19 protein-coding genes are annotated in these 18,619 nt (G+C 58.5%); 16 read left to right on the top strand and 3 right to left on the bottom strand.

Features of this window, described 5'->3' with window-relative positions; all coding sequences use genetic code 11:
• Positions 1-11 precede the first annotated feature (11 nt).
• On the top strand, positions 12-590 hold the full coding sequence (gene rplI, locus RMR21_RS04730; RefSeq protein WP_174152581.1) for a 50S ribosomal protein L9: 579 nt from the start codon (positions 12-14) through the stop codon (positions 588-590).
• Between the two features lie 749 nt (positions 591-1,339).
• Here rplI and RMR21_RS04725 read toward each other — a convergent pair.
• From RMR21_RS04725 to RMR21_RS04715, 3 genes are read right to left on the bottom strand one after another with little or no spacing between them, the layout of a single operon-like run.
• Positions 1,340-2,407 carry an HlyD family secretion protein gene (locus tag RMR21_RS04725; RefSeq protein ID WP_498669557.1) on the bottom strand — a complete coding sequence of 356 codons (1,068 nt, stop codon included), beginning with the start codon at positions 2,405-2,407 and terminating at the stop codon, positions 1,340-1,342.
• A gap of 17 nt (positions 2,408-2,424) precedes the next feature.
• Entirely contained in the window at positions 2,425-4,080 is a 1,656-nt protein-coding gene (locus tag RMR21_RS04720) for an MFS transporter (protein ID WP_498670073.1), read from the bottom strand.
• Positions 4,081-4,097: 17 nt separating this feature from the next.
• A complete protein-coding gene (locus RMR21_RS04715) occupies positions 4,098-4,553 on the bottom strand; it encodes a MarR family winged helix-turn-helix transcriptional regulator (protein WP_498670072.1) in 456 nt (151 codons plus the stop codon).
• A 327-nt stretch (positions 4,554-4,880) separates the two neighbouring features.
• Between RMR21_RS04715 and RMR21_RS04710 the strand changes: the two genes are divergently transcribed.
• From RMR21_RS04710 to rarD, 15 genes are all read left to right on the top strand, one after another.
• Entirely contained in the window at positions 4,881-6,377 is a 1,497-nt protein-coding gene (locus RMR21_RS04710; RefSeq protein WP_183897491.1) for a replicative DNA helicase, read from the top strand.
• A 196-nt stretch (positions 6,378-6,573) separates the two neighbouring features.
• Positions 6,574-7,749 (top strand): alanine racemase, encoded by a 1,176-nt coding sequence (alr, locus tag RMR21_RS04705; protein WP_498669556.1) that lies wholly within the window; start codon positions 6,574-6,576, stop codon positions 7,747-7,749.
• A 74-nt stretch (positions 7,750-7,823) separates the two neighbouring features.
• Positions 7,824-8,078, top strand: a complete 255-nt coding sequence (locus RMR21_RS04700) for a type II toxin-antitoxin system ParD family antitoxin (RefSeq protein ID WP_498669555.1) — start codon at positions 7,824-7,826, stop codon at positions 8,076-8,078.
• Entirely contained in the window at positions 8,075-8,389 is a 315-nt protein-coding gene (locus RMR21_RS04695) for a type II toxin-antitoxin system RelE/ParE family toxin (RefSeq protein WP_498669554.1), read from the top strand. Before RMR21_RS04700 ends, RMR21_RS04695 begins: the two co-directional genes overlap by 4 nt.
• Positions 8,390-8,394: 5 nt before the next feature.
• A complete protein-coding gene (gene radA, locus RMR21_RS04690; RefSeq protein ID WP_498669553.1) occupies positions 8,395-9,795 on the top strand; it encodes a DNA repair protein RadA in 1,401 nt (466 codons plus the stop codon).
• A gap of 96 nt (positions 9,796-9,891) precedes the next feature.
• Complete coding sequence (locus RMR21_RS04685) at positions 9,892-10,479, top strand: CvpA family protein (protein WP_174152573.1); 588 nt, start codon at positions 9,892-9,894, stop codon at positions 10,477-10,479.
• Between the two features lie 139 nt (positions 10,480-10,618).
• Entirely contained in the window at positions 10,619-12,112 is a 1,494-nt protein-coding gene (gene purF, locus RMR21_RS04680; protein ID WP_498669552.1) for an amidophosphoribosyltransferase, read from the top strand.
• A gap of 71 nt (positions 12,113-12,183) precedes the next feature.
• Positions 12,184-12,924, top strand: coding sequence for an SDR family NAD(P)-dependent oxidoreductase (locus RMR21_RS04675; protein ID WP_498669551.1), 741 nt, complete (start codon positions 12,184-12,186; stop codon positions 12,922-12,924).
• 192 nt (positions 12,925-13,116) lie between these two features.
• The gene (gene cysS / locus RMR21_RS04670; RefSeq protein WP_498669550.1) at positions 13,117-14,502 is read left to right on the top strand and encodes a cysteine--tRNA ligase; all 1,386 of its coding nucleotides are present in this window, start codon (positions 13,117-13,119) and stop codon (positions 14,500-14,502) included.
• 277 nt (positions 14,503-14,779) lie between these two features.
• Entirely contained in the window at positions 14,780-15,148 is a 369-nt protein-coding gene (locus RMR21_RS04665; RefSeq protein WP_498669549.1) for an endonuclease domain-containing protein, read from the top strand.
• Positions 15,145-15,627, top strand: coding sequence for a GFA family protein (locus tag RMR21_RS04660; RefSeq protein ID WP_498669548.1), 483 nt, complete (start codon positions 15,145-15,147; stop codon positions 15,625-15,627). The genes RMR21_RS04665 and RMR21_RS04660 overlap by 4 nt, the downstream gene beginning before the upstream one ends.
• Entirely contained in the window at positions 15,624-16,088 is a 465-nt protein-coding gene (locus RMR21_RS04655; protein WP_498669547.1) for a GFA family protein, read from the top strand. The genes RMR21_RS04660 and RMR21_RS04655 overlap by 4 nt, the downstream gene beginning before the upstream one ends.
• Positions 16,085-16,561 (top strand): GFA family protein, encoded by a 477-nt coding sequence (locus RMR21_RS04650; RefSeq protein WP_498669546.1) that lies wholly within the window; start codon positions 16,085-16,087, stop codon positions 16,559-16,561. The genes RMR21_RS04655 and RMR21_RS04650 overlap by 4 nt, the downstream gene beginning before the upstream one ends.
• Before the next feature lie 50 nt (positions 16,562-16,611).
• The gene (pip, locus tag RMR21_RS04645; protein ID WP_498670071.1) at positions 16,612-17,514 is read left to right on the top strand and encodes a prolyl aminopeptidase; all 903 of its coding nucleotides are present in this window, start codon (positions 16,612-16,614) and stop codon (positions 17,512-17,514) included.
• A gap of 169 nt (positions 17,515-17,683) precedes the next feature.
• Positions 17,684-18,604 carry an EamA family transporter RarD gene (rarD, locus tag RMR21_RS04640; protein ID WP_498669545.1) on the top strand — a complete coding sequence of 307 codons (921 nt, stop codon included), beginning with the start codon at positions 17,684-17,686 and terminating at the stop codon, positions 18,602-18,604.
• The last annotated feature ends 15 nt before the right edge of the window (positions 18,605-18,619 follow it).

Here is an 18,619-nt window from a genome sequence, read left to right as displayed (position 1 = left end):
GGATCAAGAAGATGGAAGTCATTCTTCTCGAACGTATCGCCAAGCTTGGCCAGATGGGTGAAACCGTAAAGGTTCGCGATGGCTATGCACGTAATTTCCTGCTGCCGCATGGCAAGGCTCTTCGCGCCAACGCTGCCAACAAGACCCGTTTCGAATCCGAGCGCGCAACGCTCGAGGCTCGTAACCTTGAGCGCAAGTCCGAAGCACAGACCGTTGCCGACGCACTGGCCGGCAAGAGCTTCATCGTTGTTCGTTCCGCTGGCGAAACCGGCCAGATGTACGGCTCTGTTGCAGCTCGTGACGTTGTTGAAATCCTCGGCGCCGAAGGCTTCAACATCGGCCGCAACCAGGTCGAGCTCAACACACCGATCAAGACCATCGGTCTGCACAACGTTACACTTCACCTGCATGCCGAAGTCGAGCTGCAGATCGAACTGAACGTTGCTCGTTCGGCTGAAGAAGCAGAGCGTCAGGCAAAGGGCGAAAGCCTCACATCTGCCGACGCCATCTACGGTGTTGACGAAGACGCGCTTCGTCCAGAAGACTTCTTCGATCCAGACGCAGACCGCGACGAAGGCGACGACGAGTAATCGTCTCAAGCCTGTTGGACTAAAACAGAAACCCCGGATGGCGACATCCGGGGTTTTTGGGTTTTATGGGGTTGGTGTTGGTGGGTGTCGCTCCATGTTTTGTCGGATGACCGGAATGTGCGGCTTGCCCCCCTCTGCCCTGCCGGGCATCTCCCCCACAGGTGGGGAGATCGACTCGTTGAGACCTCGCGCCCATCTCTAGGGTCGCGGATAGTGGTGGGAGCAAGCGTCTTGCTGATCTCCCTCCTTGTGGGGGAGATGTCCGGCAGGACAGAGGGGGGAAGCCACACCCACTACGCCAAATATTTCCCTGATAAAATCACTTTACCTCAAGCCGAGCTTCGCCGTTCACGCGGCACTCTGCGCCCGTGGTTTGCTTTACCCTTGACCTCAAGAACACACGCAAATGCGGACATGTCTTTGGTTTGGTGTTTGTCGTTGGCTTCCGCATTTGCGTCGCCCTTATCATCTTGCTCAGGCCGGATCGTTCATGACCCGACCTGAGTTTTGTCAGCAGTCTTCGGTAAAACCTGGCCACCTCGATGCTCCGAAGCCGTGAATGGTCCTCGGATCGAAGTGGATGGTCCACCCGTCTCGATGCCCGCCTGCACGTCTGCAGCCAGACACCAACCTCCGCCTCCGACACATGTTTCGCGACACATTGCGACTGCGGACGTGGGGAGAGTGTAGGCATGGGTTGAGTGGCCGTGGAGAAAACTTTTTTATTTTATTTTTTGAGGATACGGCCGTTATTTCGCAGCAGTCTTTGCACTCTCCGGCGCCTTGCCTTTGTCTACCCGCACCACGACCGACATGCCCGGAGAAAGCTCTGCGGCCAAGGGCTGATCGGGGTCGATGGAAATGCGCACGCCAAGACGCTGGGCGATCTTGACGAAGTTGCCGGTGGCGTTGTCGGGCTTGATCACGGCGAATTCGGAGCCGGCAGCGGGTGCAAAACGCTCGACCTTCCCGCTCAGCCTCTTGCGATGCAGGGCGTCGACGGAGATCGAAACCGCCTGCCCCGCCTCCATTCCGGCGAGCTGCGTTTCCTTGAAGTTGGCAACCACCCAGATATCGTGCGGCACGACCGCCATCAACTGCGTTCCGGCAGCGACATACTGGCCGACGCGAACGCCGACTTCGCCCAGCTTGCCGTCCTTAGGCGCGTGAATTTCGGTGTTTTGCAGATCGATCTTCGCCAGCTCGACCGCAGCTTCCGCATTGGCGACCGCCGCCTGCAAGGAACCGCGGTTGATGATGATGGTCTGGAGATCCTGCCGTGCCACCTCGAGCGCTGCCTTGGACTGCGAGAGACCGGCACGGGCCTTATCGAGGCTTGCCTGCGCCTCCTCCTGAACGCTTGAGATGCCTGCCCCGCTGCGAACAAGACTATCCTGGCGATCTGCCGCGAGTTGCGCCTGTTTCAGGGACGCCTGAGCTCCATCCACGGCAGCTTCGCCCGATGCGATATTCGCCTTGGCGGCAATTTCCAACTGGCGGGAATTGTCGAAAGCCGCTTTCTGGCTGTCGAGTGAAGCATTGGCCTGTGCAAGCTTCTGGCGGAAGATGCGGTCATCGACCTTTGCCAGAAGGTCGCCTTGTTTGACCTCCTGATAGTCCTTCACCGGTACGTCCAGCACATAACCGCTAATCTGTGGGCTGAGCGTGGTGACGTAACCGCGCACATAGGCGTTGTCGGTCATTTCCACGGAACTGGAAAAAGGTGGCAGCCGCCATGCGTAAAGCACCAGCGCCACACCGGCGACGCCGCCTAAGAGAACGATAAGAGTGAGAGGTGTGAGAGTTTTCTTCAGCATATGATTTCTCTGGACAATCAGGATTGGGGTGCGGCCACGACGTCATCTCCGCTTTTCAGCGAAGGCTTGATCCGTAACCATGCAAGATGAAGGAGAAGCATGACAAGAGCAGCAGCGGCGCAAACTGAAATCAGCAGGAACGTGTCGTTATAGGCCAGGATATAGGCCTCACGCGTTACCTGCGCGCCCAGTAACGTCACACCTTCTGCTTTCAGCAGTGCGGCATCGGTGATGACATGGCTGTAGCCTGCGGACAACTGGCTGATACGCTGCGCGACCTGCGGATTCTGGAGGAGAATGCTTTCCACCAAAATGTTCGAGTGGAATTTTTCCCGCAGGGTGACAAAGGAGCCGAGAAGGCCCGTCGTCAGCATGGAGCCTGTGATCTGCGTGAACAGGAAGATGGTGATGAAGTTGACGAGGTAAGGCGCACCCTTTGCCAAGGCGGCACCAAAGCCCTTTGACATGACCGGCGGCAGGAACATGGCCGCACCGAAGGCAATCATGGCCTGGCTGAGATACATCTGCTCCGGCCTGACGAGATTGGTCAAGCCGCTGTCCATGAAAGCGCCCAGCGAGATCAGTGACAGCGCGATGATATGCGCCGTTTCCACATATTTCGTCAGCATCAACATCGCACAGGCCGCACCACCAAGGACGGTTGCCAAGATGATCAGCGTGTAGAGGCTGATCGTCTGATCGTTCAACAGACCAAGCTGCTGGTAAAGGCTCACCGCAGTCGATGCCTGTTCCGAAGACACGGCGCGGTAGATGAGCAGGATGGCGATCATATGCAGGTTGGTTCGGGAAAATATCCAGCGCAGATCCAGCATCGGGTTCTTTCGCGGGAGCTCGATGATGGTCATCAGTGTCAGAAGCGCTATCGAACACGCCAGCAGCACGCCAAGCCACCACGTCTCGAACCACCAGTAGAACCGCCCCAGCGTCAGAAACACCGCAAGACAGCCGAGGCCGCCCGCAAACAGCAGATAACTCAAGATATCGATGCGCTCTATGACCTTCACGCGCGGCGGCGCGGTCAGCGGCAGAAGGTAGATGATGGGAAGGACCGCCAGTGCGAGGCCCACTTCCATGCTGTACAGCGCCTGCCAACCGTCTATTTCCAGCAAGGCCGGGGAGACAATGCGGGCAATGGGCGATGACAGCAGCGTGCCTGTGAGCGCGATGCTGAGGCCGAGCGTCAACTTGCGCTGCGCGGGGAAGGCTTCGAGAATATAGAGAAAGCCGAGCGAAGACAGCGGTGCCGCCGCCATGCCGCTGACGAAGCGTACGACGATACCCGAATGCAGATCGGTGACGAAAAGGTTGAGGCAGGACGCAAAAACGAACATGATAATGCTGATTTCAGCAAAGGGTCGAAGGCCATATTGCTGGCGCACCTTGAACAGCGCGATGGAGAACGTGGCATAGGGTGCCATATAGGCAGCCGACATCCATGCGACTTCGGCAACGGTGGCTGAGAACTCACCCTGCAACTGGTAGATATTGGCCATGACGATGTTCATGCCCATGCCCTGTGTGATGAAGAAGCACAGGCCAGATGCGATATAGAGCAGCTTCATGGAAAATGATTTTTCCGGCGGCTGGGCGGGCGCAGCGCTGGGTTCGACTGCCGCTGGTTTGGCAGTCTCTTCGTCCAGCAGATCGCGCATCTCTGAAACGGCATTGCTCACGGCTGCACCTTTTCCCCTGCCAGGTTTTGCAGGTTGGCCGACAGGCGTCGAACCACCTGCAATGCGGCCCGGATATCATCCGTCGAAATATCGACAGCTATGTCGGCACGCATGGATTTCGCCTGCATATGCACATCCTCGAATGTTGTTACACCATCTGGCGTCATGTGTATGCGCTTTGCCCGCCGATCGACCTCGTCAGAACGCCGTTCGATGAGGTTTTGTTTCTCCATCGCGTCCAGCACGCGAACGAGCGTCGGCGTCTCGATTTCCAGTTCCTCGGCAAGCTGCTTCTGCGTCAGCGGGCCACGGCGCGACAGCGCGAAAAGCGCTCTGGCGCGCGAGAGCGTCAGCCCCTGCTCCGCCACCCTGGCATCGAAGAAAGACCGGAGCTTTCGGTTGAAAGCGGCCATCTCATCGAAAAGCTGTTCTTTTTCGGTTGCCCGCGACAATGTCATCAACCCTTATAATTAGCACACTATCTATTTCCCCTATTTATTTTCACGACAGCAAAGATGCAAGTGGCTCTGTTGAAATAGCAGCCATGCCGTCAACTCATGGCAGACCGAAACCGATTCGTTTCCGTCGCAGCGACGCTCACGATCGAGCCTGTGGATTACTGTTGACAACACAATTTGTGAGGCCATCTGCCGCCGTTCCGGCGAGCCCGCAGGGCACTGTTGCCGCATTGTCCTTGACTGCGGGTGCCGCGCACTTCAAACCGGCAGACTTGCGAGAAACAAGGCTTCGAACCAGCCTCAAGGGAGATCACAGAAACCATGAACGACACTGTGAGGAAGATCACCCCCGCCCCTGCTGCTGAACCGCTCTACCGCGAAGCCCCGAACAACATCGAAGCGGAACAGGCGCTGCTGGGTGCCATTCTCGTCAACAACGATGCCTATTATCGCGTTTCCGACTTCCTGAAGCCCGTGCATCTGTTCGAGCCGCTTCACCGCAAGATTTTCGAAGTGGCGGGCGACATCATCCGCATGGGCAAGACCGCCAACCCCGTCACCATCAAGACCTTTCTGCCCGCAGACGGCAAGATCGGCGACATGACGGTTGCGCAGTATCTCGCGCGCCTGGCGTCTGACGCCGTCTCCATCATCAACGCGGAAGATTATGGCCGCGCCATTTACGATCTCGCACTGCGCCGCGCGCTGATCCAGATCGGCGAAGACGTCGTCAACATCGCCTATGATGCCCCGTTGGACATGCCCCCGCAAAGCCAGATCGAGGACACCGAACGCCGCCTGTTCGAGCTGGCTGAAACCGGTCGTTACGACGGCGGTTTCCAGTCCTTCAACGACGCCGTATCGCTCGCCATCGACATGGCCGGTGCAGCCTTCGAGCGTGACGGCAATCTCTCCGGCATTTCCACCGGCATCCATTCGCTGGATGGCCGCATGGGCGGTTTGCAGCGTTCCGACTTGATCGTGCTTGCGGGACGTCCGGGTATGGGCAAGACTTCGCTCGCCACCAACATCGCCTATAATATTGCCGCATCCTACGAGCAGGAAATTCAGCCTGACGGTTCCTACAAGGCCAAGAACGGCGGCGTCGTCGGGTTCTATTCGCTCGAAATGTCGTCCGAACAGCTGGCAACGCGTATCATTTCCGAGCAGACCGAAGTGTCGTCTTCCAAAATCCGTCGCGGTGAAATCACCGAGGCCGACTTTGAAAAGCTGGTTGCCTGCAGCCAGATGATGCAGAAAGTGCCGCTTTATATCGACCAGACGGGTGGTATTTCCATCGCCCAGCTGTCCGCCCGTGCCCGCCGCCTGAAACGTCAGCGCGGCCTTGATTGCCTGGTGGTGGACTATATTCAGCTGATGACGGGCTCCGGCAAGTCTGGTGAAAACCGTGTGCAGGAAATCACCCAGATCACCACGGGCCTGAAGGCGCTGGGCAAGGAACTCAACGTGCCCATCATCGCGCTGTCACAGCTGTCGCGTCAGGTCGAAAGCCGTGAAGACAAACGCCCACAGCTCTCCGACCTTCGCGAATCGGGCTCCATCGAGCAGGACGCGGACGTGGTGCTGTTCGTGTTCCGTGAGGAATACTACGTCAAAAACATGGAGCCGCGCGATATTTCCGACCCGAAATATGCTGAATGGGAAGCCCTGTTCGACAAGGTCAAGGGCACGGCTGACGTCATCATCGCCAAACAGCGCCACGGACCGACGGGCACAGTGAAGCTGGCGTTCCAGGCGGAGTTCACGCGTTTTGCAGATCTGGCCGATCCATCGTTCACGCAATACGAAGAACATTGATTTCGAAAACAGCCACGCTTCATTCAAAGCGGGGCTGTTTTGTTTTCATGGACTTAGCGATGCCAGTTCATAATATGATTCCATGCATTGCATGGGTTGCGAAACATTGTGCATAGACGAAGTTTCGCCCACTCCGTCATGACCGTCTTGAACAAAAGTGATAGATCTTAGCCATCTTTCTCAGCGGTGCAGGACAATGACAGACGAGTTCGACGACAGCTTTTCCGAGACAGAAACCGATGCCTTCGATACCGCGCCGCTTCGCCTGATGGTGGACCTCGCAGCACTTGCCGATAACTGGCGTGATATGGCCAAACGTTCCGGCAAGGCACGCGCCAGTGCGGTGGTAAAGGCGGATGCCTATGGCATGGGGATCGAGGATTGCGGCGCGACGCTGTATCATGCAGGCGCACGAGACTTCTTTGTCGCCACCGTAGCGGAAGGCGCCACGCTTCGCCCGCATGCACCGGAGGCACGCATTTTCGTGCTATCGGGCATCTGGCCTGGGCAGGAAGCCCAGGTATTTAACAACGACCTCGTGCCGGTTGTCGCGTCGGAAGAACAACTGTCCTTCTGGATGAGCCTGATGGCGGAACGCGGCGATCATCCTTTCGCGCTGCATGTGGACACCGGCTTCAACCGGCTGGGTCTGCCGCTGGAGGACGCGCTCTATCTTGCTGATGACCCGACCCGTCCTGCCAGCTTCGACCCTGTGCTGGTGCTGTCACACCTCGCCTGCGCCGACACGCCATCTTCGCCCATGAACAAGGCACAGCTTGAATCATTCCGCAGGGTTAGCGCCGCCTTCGAAGGCATCGAATCAAGCCTGTCGGCGTCTGCCGGCATTTTCCTCGGCGCGGACTATCACTTCGATCTCACCCGCCCCGGCATCGCGCTCTACGGCGGCGAGGCCGTCAACGACATGGCCAACCCCATGCGCCCCGTAGCCAAGGCAGAAGCCCGCATCCTCCAGATCCGTGATGCCGGTGAAGGCCAGACGGTGAGTTATGGCGGTACGTTTCGCCTGACACGCGCCAGCCGGCTGGCAATTGCATCCGTCGGTTATGCCGATGGCTATCACCGCTCACTGTCGGGTTCCGGCATCCCGTTGCGCAAAATGGGCTATGGCGGCACTTACGGCTTCATCAACGGCTACCAGGTGCCAGTGGCAGGCCGCGTGACGATGGACCTGACGATTTTCGACGTTACCGATGTTCCCGCAAGCGCCATCCGTGCTGGAGATTACATCGAACTTTTCGGACCCAATGTGCCGGTGGATGAGGTGGCGCGCCTCGGGGGAACCATCGGTTACGAAATGTTGACCGGCCTTGGATTGCGCTATGAGCGGCAATATCTGATCGAAGACGAGTGATTTTTTGACACTTGTTTTTTCGCTCTTGGAAAGCCGGATTGACCTATGTTATACGAGAACAAAAGGAGATCGAAATGACCGAAATCCATCTCAGCGAGCAGGACCGCAAGTTTATTGATGAGCAGGTGAAAGCTGGCGTTTACAGGGACGCCGATGCAGTCGTGCGTGCGAGTTTGCGCTTGTTGAACAGCGAGGAAGGTCGGCTCGCTGAGCTTCGTCAGATGATCCATGAAGCTGACCAACAATTCGAGCGCGGAGAGTACGTAACTTTCACGACTGCTGACGACCTGACGGCCTATATTATAGAGCGGGCTAGAAACGAGAAGTGATAGCACCTCGCACCTATTCCCTTTCGTCACAAGCAATTGACGACCTTATTGGTATTTATAAATTTCTTGAGGACAAAAATCCTGCCGCAGCAAAGCGGCTGGTTTCATCGATAGAACACAAAATACAAGACATGGCCGGTTCCGGTTATACCGGCGTTGCACGAGACTACATCAGCAAAGGCTTGCGTGCTCTACCTTACAGAGATCGGTGTATCTATTTTCGTGTGAATGACACCGAATTGCGGATACTGCGTATTGTTCACGGGCATCAGCACATCGAAGCCGACGACATAATCGAAAAAGAAAACTGACATTTATGGCCAAAGCCAAGACACAATTCATCTGCCAGAACTGCGGTACTGTTCACACCCGCTGGGCGGGTAAATGCGAGGGCTGCGGCGAGTGGAATACCATCGTCGAAGAAGATCCGATGGGTGGCATCGGTTCTGGGCCCGGCAAGACGCCCAAGAAGGGCAGACCCGTTACGTTGACCTCGCTGTCCGGTGAGATCGAGGAAGCGCCGCGTATTCCCACAGGCATGAGCGAGTTGGACCGGGCGACCGGCGGCGGCTTCGTGCGTGGCTCTGCGGTGCTGATCGGCGGCGATCCGGGTATCGGCAAGTCCACCCTGCTGATGCAGGCCGCCGCCGCATTGTCTCGGCGGGGCCACCGCATCGTCTACGTCTCGGGTGAAGAGGCCGTAGCACAGGTACGGCTGCGTGCTCAGCGTCTGGGTGCTGCCGATACCGATGTTCTCCTGGCGGCAGAGACCAATGTCGAAGACATTCTGGCGACGATTTCGGAAGGCAAACGGCCTGACCTCATCATCATCGACTCGATCCAGACGCTGTGGAGCGATACCGCCGATTCCGCCCCCGGCACGGTGACGCAGGTCCGCACCGGCGTCCAGGCGATGATCCGCTTTGCCAAGCAGACGGGAGCCACCATGGTTCTCGTCGGACACGTGACGAAGGACGGACAGATCGCGGGGCCGCGTGTGGTCGAGCATATGGTGGATGCCGTGCTGTATTTCGAAGGTGATCGCGGCCACCACTACCGTATTCTGCGCACCGTGAAGAACCGTTTCGGCCCGACCGATGAAATCGGCGTGTTCGAGATGTCGGACAAGGGTCTTCGTGAGGTCTCCAACCCTTCCGAATTGTTCCTTGGCGAACGCAATGAGAAATCCCCCGGTGCAGCCGTCTTCGCGGGCATGGAGGGTACCCGCCCCGTGCTGGTGGAAGTGCAGGCGCTGGTCGCGCCGACATCGCTCGGCACGCCGCGCCGCGCTGTCGTCGGCTGGGATTCGTCACGGCTTGCGATGATCCTTGCGGTGCTGGAAGCCCATTGTGGCGTGAAGCTCGGCAGCCACGATGTCTACCTCAATGTCGCAGGTGGCTATCGCATTTCCGAACCGGCGGCAGACATGGCGATTGCCTCTGCACTGGTTTCATCGCTTGCCGGTGTTGCACTGCCCGCCGATTGCGTCTATTTCGGCGAGGTCAGCCTGTCGGGTGCTGTCAGGCCTGTTTCGCACACGGGGCAGCGGTTGAAAGAGGCTGAGAAGCTTGGCTTTGCCACCGCATGCCTGCCTTCGGCTTCTGCCGAGTTGCCAAAGGGTGCCAAGGGGCGCTGGACGGAAATCGAGAGCCTGCCGGATCTCGTGGCGCGTATTGCGGGCTCGGGCAACCGGTTCAGACAGGTTGAGGAAGACTAAGATTGATCCTTTCGCTGGCTAAGCGGCTAGTGTAAGAGGAACGAAAGTTGGCACAGTGGCGCTCCCATTCAGTGTCGCGACCTCCGGAGTTGGTAAATGCCCATTACGATTTTCGACGGCATCGTTCTCGCCGTTGTCCTTTTCTCCGCTGTTCTCGCCATGGTGCGGGGGTTTTCGCGTGAAATTCTATCCATCGCCAGCTGGGGCGGTTCGGTCGCCGCCGCCTATTATCTCTACCCGGTCCTGCTGCCCTATGCGCGCAACTATACCGATGACGACAAGATCGCGATTGCCGGTTCGGCAGGCATCATCTTCCTCGTCGCATTGATCATCATCTCGTTCATCACCTCGCGCATTGCCGATTTCATCATCGACAGCCGCATCGGCGCGCTCGACCGTACCCTCGGCTTCCTGTTCGGCGCTGCACGCGGCATTCTGCTGCTGGTCGTTGCCGTTGCTTTCTGGAACTGGCTGGTGGATGTGAGAACGCAGCCGGAATGGGTCACGCAGGCAAAGTCCAAGCCATTCCTGGATGGCCTCGTTGCCAAGCTCGAAGCCGCGCTGCCGGACAATATCGAACCACAGATCCGTGCCCGCATTCTCGGCAAGCCGCCAGAGGGCGCGACTGAACAGACGCCGGTGGACGATGCTCCGGCAACGACCGCCCCGACCACGACGAATTGACGTTGATGCGCGTCTTGCAATACAGGCAAGGCGCGCTATGTGTGCTAGACATTCACTTCAAGCAGCAGACAAACCACACTGGTAGACAACACTTACCAGCGCGGTTTTTGTTTTTGGTACTTAAGCAAAGGCAAGCCAGATGAACGAGCCGCTTTCGCATTCCACACTCAATGAAATCCTGGATGGCGATACCCTGCACGAAGAGTGCGGAGTGTTCGGCGTTCTCGGGCACCCGGATGCGGCGGCACTGACGGCACTTGGTCTGCACGCTCTCCAGCATCGTGGGCAGGAAGCCGCAGGCATGGTGTCGTTCGATGGCAAGCGTTTCTATCAGGAACGCCATATGGGCCTCGTCGGCGACCATTACACCAACCCGGCCACGCTGGCCCGCCTGCCCGGTTCCATTACCATCGGCCACACGCGTTATTCCACCACAGGCGAAGTTGCGATGCGCAACGTGCAGCCTTTGTTTGCCGAGTTGGAAGAAGGCGGCATCGCGGTCGCCCATAACGGCAACTTCACCAATGGCCTGACGCTTCGCCGCCAGATCATCCAGACCGGCGCCATCTGTCAGTCGACATCCGACACGGAAGTCGTTCTGCATCTCATCGCTCGCTCGCGCCATTCCTCCACGGCTGATCGCTTCATCGACGCCATCCGCCAGATGGAAGGTGGCTATTCGATGCTGGCCATGACGCGCACCAAGCTGATTGCCGCGCGCGACCCCACGGGTATCCGCCCGCTGGTCATGGGCGATCTCGATGGCAAGCCGATCTTCTGCTCGGAAACCTGCGCGCTGGATATCATCGGCGCGAAATTCGTGCGCGATGTGGAAAACGGCGAAGTCATCATCTGCGAGATTCAGCCGGACGGCTCTGTGACCATCGATGCGCGCAAGCCAGTAAAGCCGCAGCCAGAGCGTCTGTGCCTGTTCGAATATGTCTATTTCGCCCGTCCCGATTCCGTCGTCGGCGGCCGCAACGTTTACACCACCCGCAAGAACATGGGCAGCATCCTTGCCAAGGAAGCGCCGCTCGAAGCCGATGTCGTGGTGCCGGTGCCGGATGGCGGTACGCCTGCAGCACTCGGCTTTGCGCAGGAAAGCGGCATTCCGTTCGAATACGGCATCATCCGAAACCATTATGTCGGCCGCACCTTCATCGAGCCGACGCAATCCATTCGTGCGCTGGGCGTCAAGCTGAAACATTCCGCCAACCGTGCGATGATCGAGGGCAAGCGCGTCGTTCTGGTGGATGATTCCATCGTGCGTGGCACCACTTCGGTCAAGATCGTGCAGATGATCCGCGAAGCCGGTGCTAAGGAAGTTCATATCCGCGTTGCCAGCCCGATGATTTTCCACCCGGATTTCTACGGTATCGACACGCCGGATGCCGACAAGCTGCTGGCCAACCAATATGCCAACGTCGATGACATGGCCAAGTTCATCGGCGTGGATTCGCTGGCGTTCCTGTCCATCAATGGTCTTTACCAAGCCGTCGGCGGCGTGGATCGCAACCCAGCCCGTCCGCAGTTCACCGACCATTATTTCACCGGTGAGTACCCGACCCGCCTTCTGGACAAGAACGGCGAGTCCATGGGCAACAAGATTTCCATGCTGGCCAGCAACGGCTGACCACCCTTGCCCGCGCTTCCTGCGCGGGCTTTCGGCTCACTGCCGAACGCATATCATTCTCGGGGGAGACTATGACGACAGACCTCAAGGGCCGCATCGCGCTCGTGACCGGCGCATCCCGTGGCATCGGCTATTTCACCGCACTGGAACTGGCAAAGGCCGGCGCGCATGTCATCGCCTGCGCCCGCACGGTGGGAGGCCTGGAGGATCTCGACGATGCGATCAAAGCTGCGGGCGGCACGGCCACGCTGGTGCCCTTCGATCTTGCCGACATGAACGCCATTGACGCGCTCGGCGCTTCCATCAACGAACGCTGGGGCAAGCTGGATATTCTCGTTGCCAATGCCGGTGTGCTCGGCGTCATCTCGCCGGTGGGGCATATCGAGGCGAAGGTGTTCGAAAAGGTCATGACGATCAACGTCACCGCCACATGGCGGTTGATCCGCTCGGTGGAGCCGCTGCTGTTGAAATCCGATGCCGGGCGTGCGCTCATCCTGTCATCCGGTGCGCCACATTCCTGTCGCCCTTTCTGGGGTGCCTATTCCACCTCCAAGGCTGCGGTCGAGGCGCTGGCCCGGACATGGGCAGCCGAAACGGAAGCGACGGCTTTGTGCGTCAACAGCATCAATCCCGGCGCCACCCGCACAGCCATGCGGGCGCAGGCCATGCCCGGCGAAGACCCCGATACCCTGCCCCATCCATCGGAAGTAGCAGCGGCCCTTCTGCCGCTGACGTCATCGTCGGTCACGGAAACCGGCAAGATCTACGTTGTCCGGGACCGTAAATTCGTGAGCTACCGCGCGCCTGAGTGAGCGTGCACACCATCGCTCTTGACCAAATCCGCGCGCCGTTTCATAACGCAAGCCATGAAAACGATGATCTGCTGCTGTTGCTGAGTTAAATTTTGCTGGTCTCGCACCCGGCCAGGTCGTTTTCGTCTTCCGAAAGGTCAAAGCAGACAAACGTTCCGGCTTGGGAAATGATTGCCCTTGAGGAAAATTCGTATGTCCTTGCGCCTGAAACTCCACAACACACTGACCCGCGAAAAGGCTGATTTCCAGCCGATCGATGCCGATAATGTGCGCATGTATGTTTGCGGGCCGACGGTCTACGATTTCGCTCATATCGGCAATGCGCGGCCCGTTATCGTCTTCGACGTGCTCTTTCGTCTGCTGCGCCACATCTATGGCGAAGCGCATGTCACCTACGCGCGCAACATCACCGATGTTGACGACAAGATCAACGCACGGGCGCTGCGCGATTACCCCAACCTGCCGCTGAACGAGGCGATCCATGCGGTGACGGAAAAGACGGCACAGCAGTTCCACGACGATGTAGCGATGCTCGGTTGCCTTGAACCAACCGTCGAGCCCCGCGCCACCGACAACATTCCCCAGATGATCGAGATCATCGAAAAACTGATTGCGCGTGGTCATGCCTACGTCGCCAGCGGTGAAGTTCTGTTCGACACCAAATCCATGAGCGATTACGGCCAGCTATCCAAGCGTCCGCTGGATGAGCAACAGGCTGGTGCGCGTGTTGCCGTCGAGGTGCACAAGAAAAGCCCCGGCGATTTCGTGCTGTGGAAGCTGTCTAGCCACAACGAGCCGGGCTGGGAAAGCCCGTGGGGTCGCGGTCGTCCGGGCTGGCATATCGAATGCTCTGCCATGGCGGGCCGTTATGTCGGCGAAGTCTTCGACATCCACGGCGGCGGGCTGGACCTGATCTTCCCGCACCACGAAAACGAAATCGCCCAGTCCCGCTGCGCCCATGGCACGCATGTCATGGCCAATGTCTGGATGCACAACGGTTTCGTGCAGGTCGAAGGCCGCAAGATGTCTAAGTCCGACGGCAATTTCATCACCATCCACGGGCTGCTGCACGCGGACAAGTTTGGCGGTCGCCAATGGCCGGGCGAGGTTTTGCGGCTGGCAATGCTGATGACGCATTATCGCGAACCGATCGATTTTTCATTGAAGCGGCTGGAGGAGGCCGAGCGCCTGCTTGCCAAATGGCCCTTCGGTGATGTTGGCGATGCAGAACCGGATCAGACGGTACTGGATGCGCTGGCTGATGACCTCAACACGGTAGCCGCCGTGCAGGCTTTGCATGCGCTGGCACAGGCCGCCAATGCTGACCCGGAAAAACTGGCCAGCTTTGCCGCCAGCGCTTCGCTTCTCGGTCTTTTGCCGAAAAAAGCGGAAATGGATGAGGCTATCGTCGCCGCTGTGGATGCACTGGTTTCCATGCGTCTTGAAATGCTGAAAGCCAAGAATTTTGCCGAGGCGGATCGTATCAGGGATGAACTTTCGGCCAAGGGCATTCAGTTGAACGATGGCAAGGACAAGGACAGCGGTGAGCGGGTGACGACCTGGGAGATCAAGCGGTAGGGTTCGGGTCGTTTTCCATAGATAGGTCGGAGGGTGTGGCTCACCCCCCTCTGTCCTGCCGGACATCTCCCCCTCAAGGGGGGAGATCGACTCGCGGCGACCCTTTCGGCCATTTTGAACGGTGCAAAATAAGTGGGCGTTTGAGTCTTGGCGATCTCCCCCCTTGAGGGGGAGATGCCTGGCAAGGCAGAGGGGGGTGGCTTAAGGCACACTCCCTGTTGCGCTTTCTTCACAGGTGTCCCAACCTCTCGTCGCAACCAACTTTGACGAGCCGCGCATGTCTCACGCCGATGTAAAACCAGACCACCGTGCCCATGCCCGCAACATGCGAAAAGTCATGACGGACGCGGAGTTGAAATTGTGGAACGTGCTTCGAGCCCACAGGCTTGATGGTCTCAGTTTCAGGCGGCAGCTACCTATCTTTGGATATATCGTTGATTTTGCTTGCCCTTCGCATAAGCTGGTAATCGAGCTGGATGGCATCCAACATGCACACGAAGACGCCATGAGGTATGACCGACAACGGACAGAGGCAATCGAGCAGCATGGCTGGACCGTCATCCGGTTCTGGAACGACGACATCCTTCGCGATATCGATAATGTCTGTCTCCACATCATCAGAACAATCGAAGGGAGCCAGCCATGACGACAATCTTCCACACCGGCGGATGCCAATGCGGGGCTATCCGGTTTCGTGTCGAGGGTGACCTTGCCGATGCTTCCATCTGCCATTGCCGCATGTGCCAGAAGGCGTTCGGTGCCTATTATGCGCCGTTGGTTTCGGTGCGCGACAAGGAGTTTTCATGGACGCGGGGAGAGCCGAAGCGGTTTCGGTCTTCCAGTGTGGTGAGCCGTGGCTTTTGCGGCGATTGCGGAACGCCGCTGACCTATGAGGCACCGGATGGCATGGCCGTTGCTGCGGGCGCGTTCGATGAACCATCGGCGTTCCCACCATCGATACAATGGGGTGTCGAGCGGAAGATCGGCTTCGTGGACAGCCTCCACACCCTCCCCGCCGTGCCGACCGAGGACGATTTGACATCGGTCGATTATCTGGCGAACCTCACGTCCCATCAACACCCCGACCACGACACACAGGTATGGCCACAGGAGAAAGATCAATGAGCGATGCGGGTTATTCCGGTGGTTGCCAATGTGGTGCGGTTCGCTTTCATGCGGGCAAACTCGGTCGCCCCTCCATCTGCCATTGCCGCATGTGCCAGAAGCAGTTCGGCAATTTCTTCGGCGCGCTCGTCACGGCCGATCAGGCGCATCTGACGTGGACGCGCGGGCAGCCGAGCCTGTTTCGCTCGTCCGCCAAAATTCATCGCGGCTTCTGCAACAAATGTGGCACGCCGCTGACCTATCATCATCCGGGCGGCGTCGAGATTGCCATCGGCGCCTTCGATCACCCGCAGGAGATCGAGCCACAGGTGCAGGTCAACACGCATCTGCAGATGCCGTGGATCAAGACCCTGTTCGACAAGCCACATGCAGAGCAAAGTCTGGATGAGAGCGCCATGGTCTCGTTTCAACACCCTGATCACGATACCCACGGCTGGCCGCCTGAGGATACTGTGAATTGACGGGCGGGACGGCATTCTCCGGCGGGTGCCAGTGCGGCGCGGTGCGTTACAACATTGAGGGCGAGATCAGATATCCGCATGTCTGCCACTGCCGTATGTGCCAGAAGGCATCGGGCAACTATTTCCTGCCGCTTGGTGCAAGCACCCGTGACCGCTTTACGCTCACACGCGGCAAGCCGAGCTGGTTTCACTCCTCCGATCACGTTCGGCGCGGTTTTTGCGGCACCTGTGGGACGCCGTTGTTCTATGACATCCCGGAAACGGATTTCATCAACGTCACGCTGGGTTCGCTTGATGAGCCGCAGGACATCGTGCCGGAAGCGCAATCAAACCTTTCCAACAAGATGCGTTGGTTTTCTCATCTCGGTACCCTGCCCGTCGAGGCGACGGACGGTGCAGAGCAGACCGTCCGAAACCACCAGCATCCAGACAAGGATACAGCGCATTGGCCACCACAGGAAAAGACGACATAAGCAACGCGTTGCGCGACTTCTACCCGGAGATAGAACCCTTCGATACCGGCATGCTGGATGTGGGTGACGGCCATGTGGTCTATTGGGAACGTGTCGGCACGAAAGGGGCAAAGCCCGCCGTTTTCCTGCATGGCGGCCCCGGCGGCGGGGTCAACCCAACGCAGCGAAGGGTGTTCGACCCGGCGCTTTACGATGTCATCCTGTTCGACCAGCGCGGCTGTGGTCGTTCCACGCCACATGCCAATCTGGACGCCAACACGACGTGGCATCTGGTGGCGGATATGGAAAGGCTGCGGGTAAAATTCGGCTTCGAGACATGGCAGGTGTTTGGCGGCTCGTGGGGCTCGACGCTGGCGCTTGCGTATGCGCAGACCCACCCCGATCGCGTCAGCGAACTCGTCCTGCGTGGCATCTACACACTGACCAAGCCGGAACTGGACTGGTACTACCAGTTCGGCGTCTCGGAAATGTATCCCGACCGCTGGGAAACCTTCATCGCGCCCATTCCCGAGGCCGAGCGTGGCGAGATGATGGTCGCCTATAATCGCTATCTCACCGGCACGGACGAAAAGAAGAAGCTGGAATGCGCCAAGGCCTGGAGCCAGTGGGAAGGTGCGACGATCTCGCTGGTAACGGATCAGGGGCGTGTCGATGACTTCGGCGAAGACCAATATGCCATCGCTTTCGCGCGCATCGAAACCCATTATTTCGTCAACGCCGGCTGGTTCGAAGACGGCCAGCTGCTGCGCGATGCCCACACGCTGAAAGATATCCCCGGCGTCATCGTCCACGGACGCTACGACATGCCCTGCCCGCTGAAATATGCTTGGCAGTTGTCCAAGGCATGGCCGAAGGCCGATCTGCACATCGTGGAGGCTGCCGGACATGCACTCAGCGAACCCGGTATTCTCGACCAGCTTATTCGCGCGACGGATCGCTTCGCGGGGAAATAAACGCGCTTTTACAGCGGGATGGATGCCCCGCCTGATATTTTGATTCAGGCGGGATAGCTGTTTCGTGAGCAGATGATGCTTTTTTCATCGCATCCTTCACGTAAATGAATTGGAATATAACGCCAAACAGGACTAGGCCGGTGCTTTCCGCTCGAGATTGGCAGTTCCCATGGCCGTTAACCAGACAATAGAGACGTCTCCGCCCGGCGATGGCGCGCGTGGTTTCGCCTACGCTTTTACCGCCTATATTCTATGGGGTTTTCTGCCGTTCTACATGAAGGCCGTTGCGCATGTGTCGCCGCTCGAGGTCATTGCGCACCGCGTCGTGTGGTCCGTGCCGATCGCCGCCGCCGTTCTCATGCTGCTCGGGCGCACTGCCGAAATCAAGACAGCGCTGACGACGCCGCGCATGCTGGCCATGGCCTGCCTGACGGCCACCATCATCAGCATCAACTGGGGCGTCTACATCTGGGCGATCGGCACCGGCCGTGCGCTCGATGCGGCGCTGGGTTACTTCATCAACCCGCTGTTCAGCATTTTTCTGGGCGCCGTGCTGTTAAAGGAGAAGCTCAGCCGCTTCCAGATTTCGGCAATCGCCCTCTCCGCTCTGGCCGTTGCCCTGCTGACCTGGCACGCGGGCAGCCTGCCTTGGGTCTCGGTTGCGTTGACGGTTTCCTGGGGCTTTTATGCCTTCTTCCGCAAGACCCTGCCCATCGGGCCGACGCAAGGTTTTCTGCTGGAGGTGTTGTTGCTGACACCGCCGGCAATCGCCTTCATCATCTATCTCATGAGCACCGGCCAGGCGCATTTCATGGCCGGAACACCAACCGACACGTGGCTGCTGGTCGCCAGCGGCATCGTCACCGCCACGCCGCTCATTCTCTACGGCAATGGCGCGAAGCTACTGAAACTCTCCACCATTGGCATCATGCAATATATCGCACCGTCGATGATCTTCATCATCGCCGTGTTCGTCTTCAAGGAACCGTTCGACACGGTCAGGCTCGTCGCCTTCATCATGATCTGGGCAGCGCTGGTGATCTACACGGTGCCAGGCCTGATCGGACGCCGGAGAGCAAAGCGTGATTGAAGGACCGGCCCCGGG

The sequence above is a fragment of the Agrobacterium sp. rho-8.1 genome, from assembly GCF_033957725.1.
Lineage (GTDB): Bacteria > Pseudomonadota > Alphaproteobacteria > Rhizobiales > Rhizobiaceae > Agrobacterium.
The sequence above is the reverse complement of the archived record's forward strand: the minus strand, read 5'-3'. Positions and strand labels throughout refer to the sequence as shown.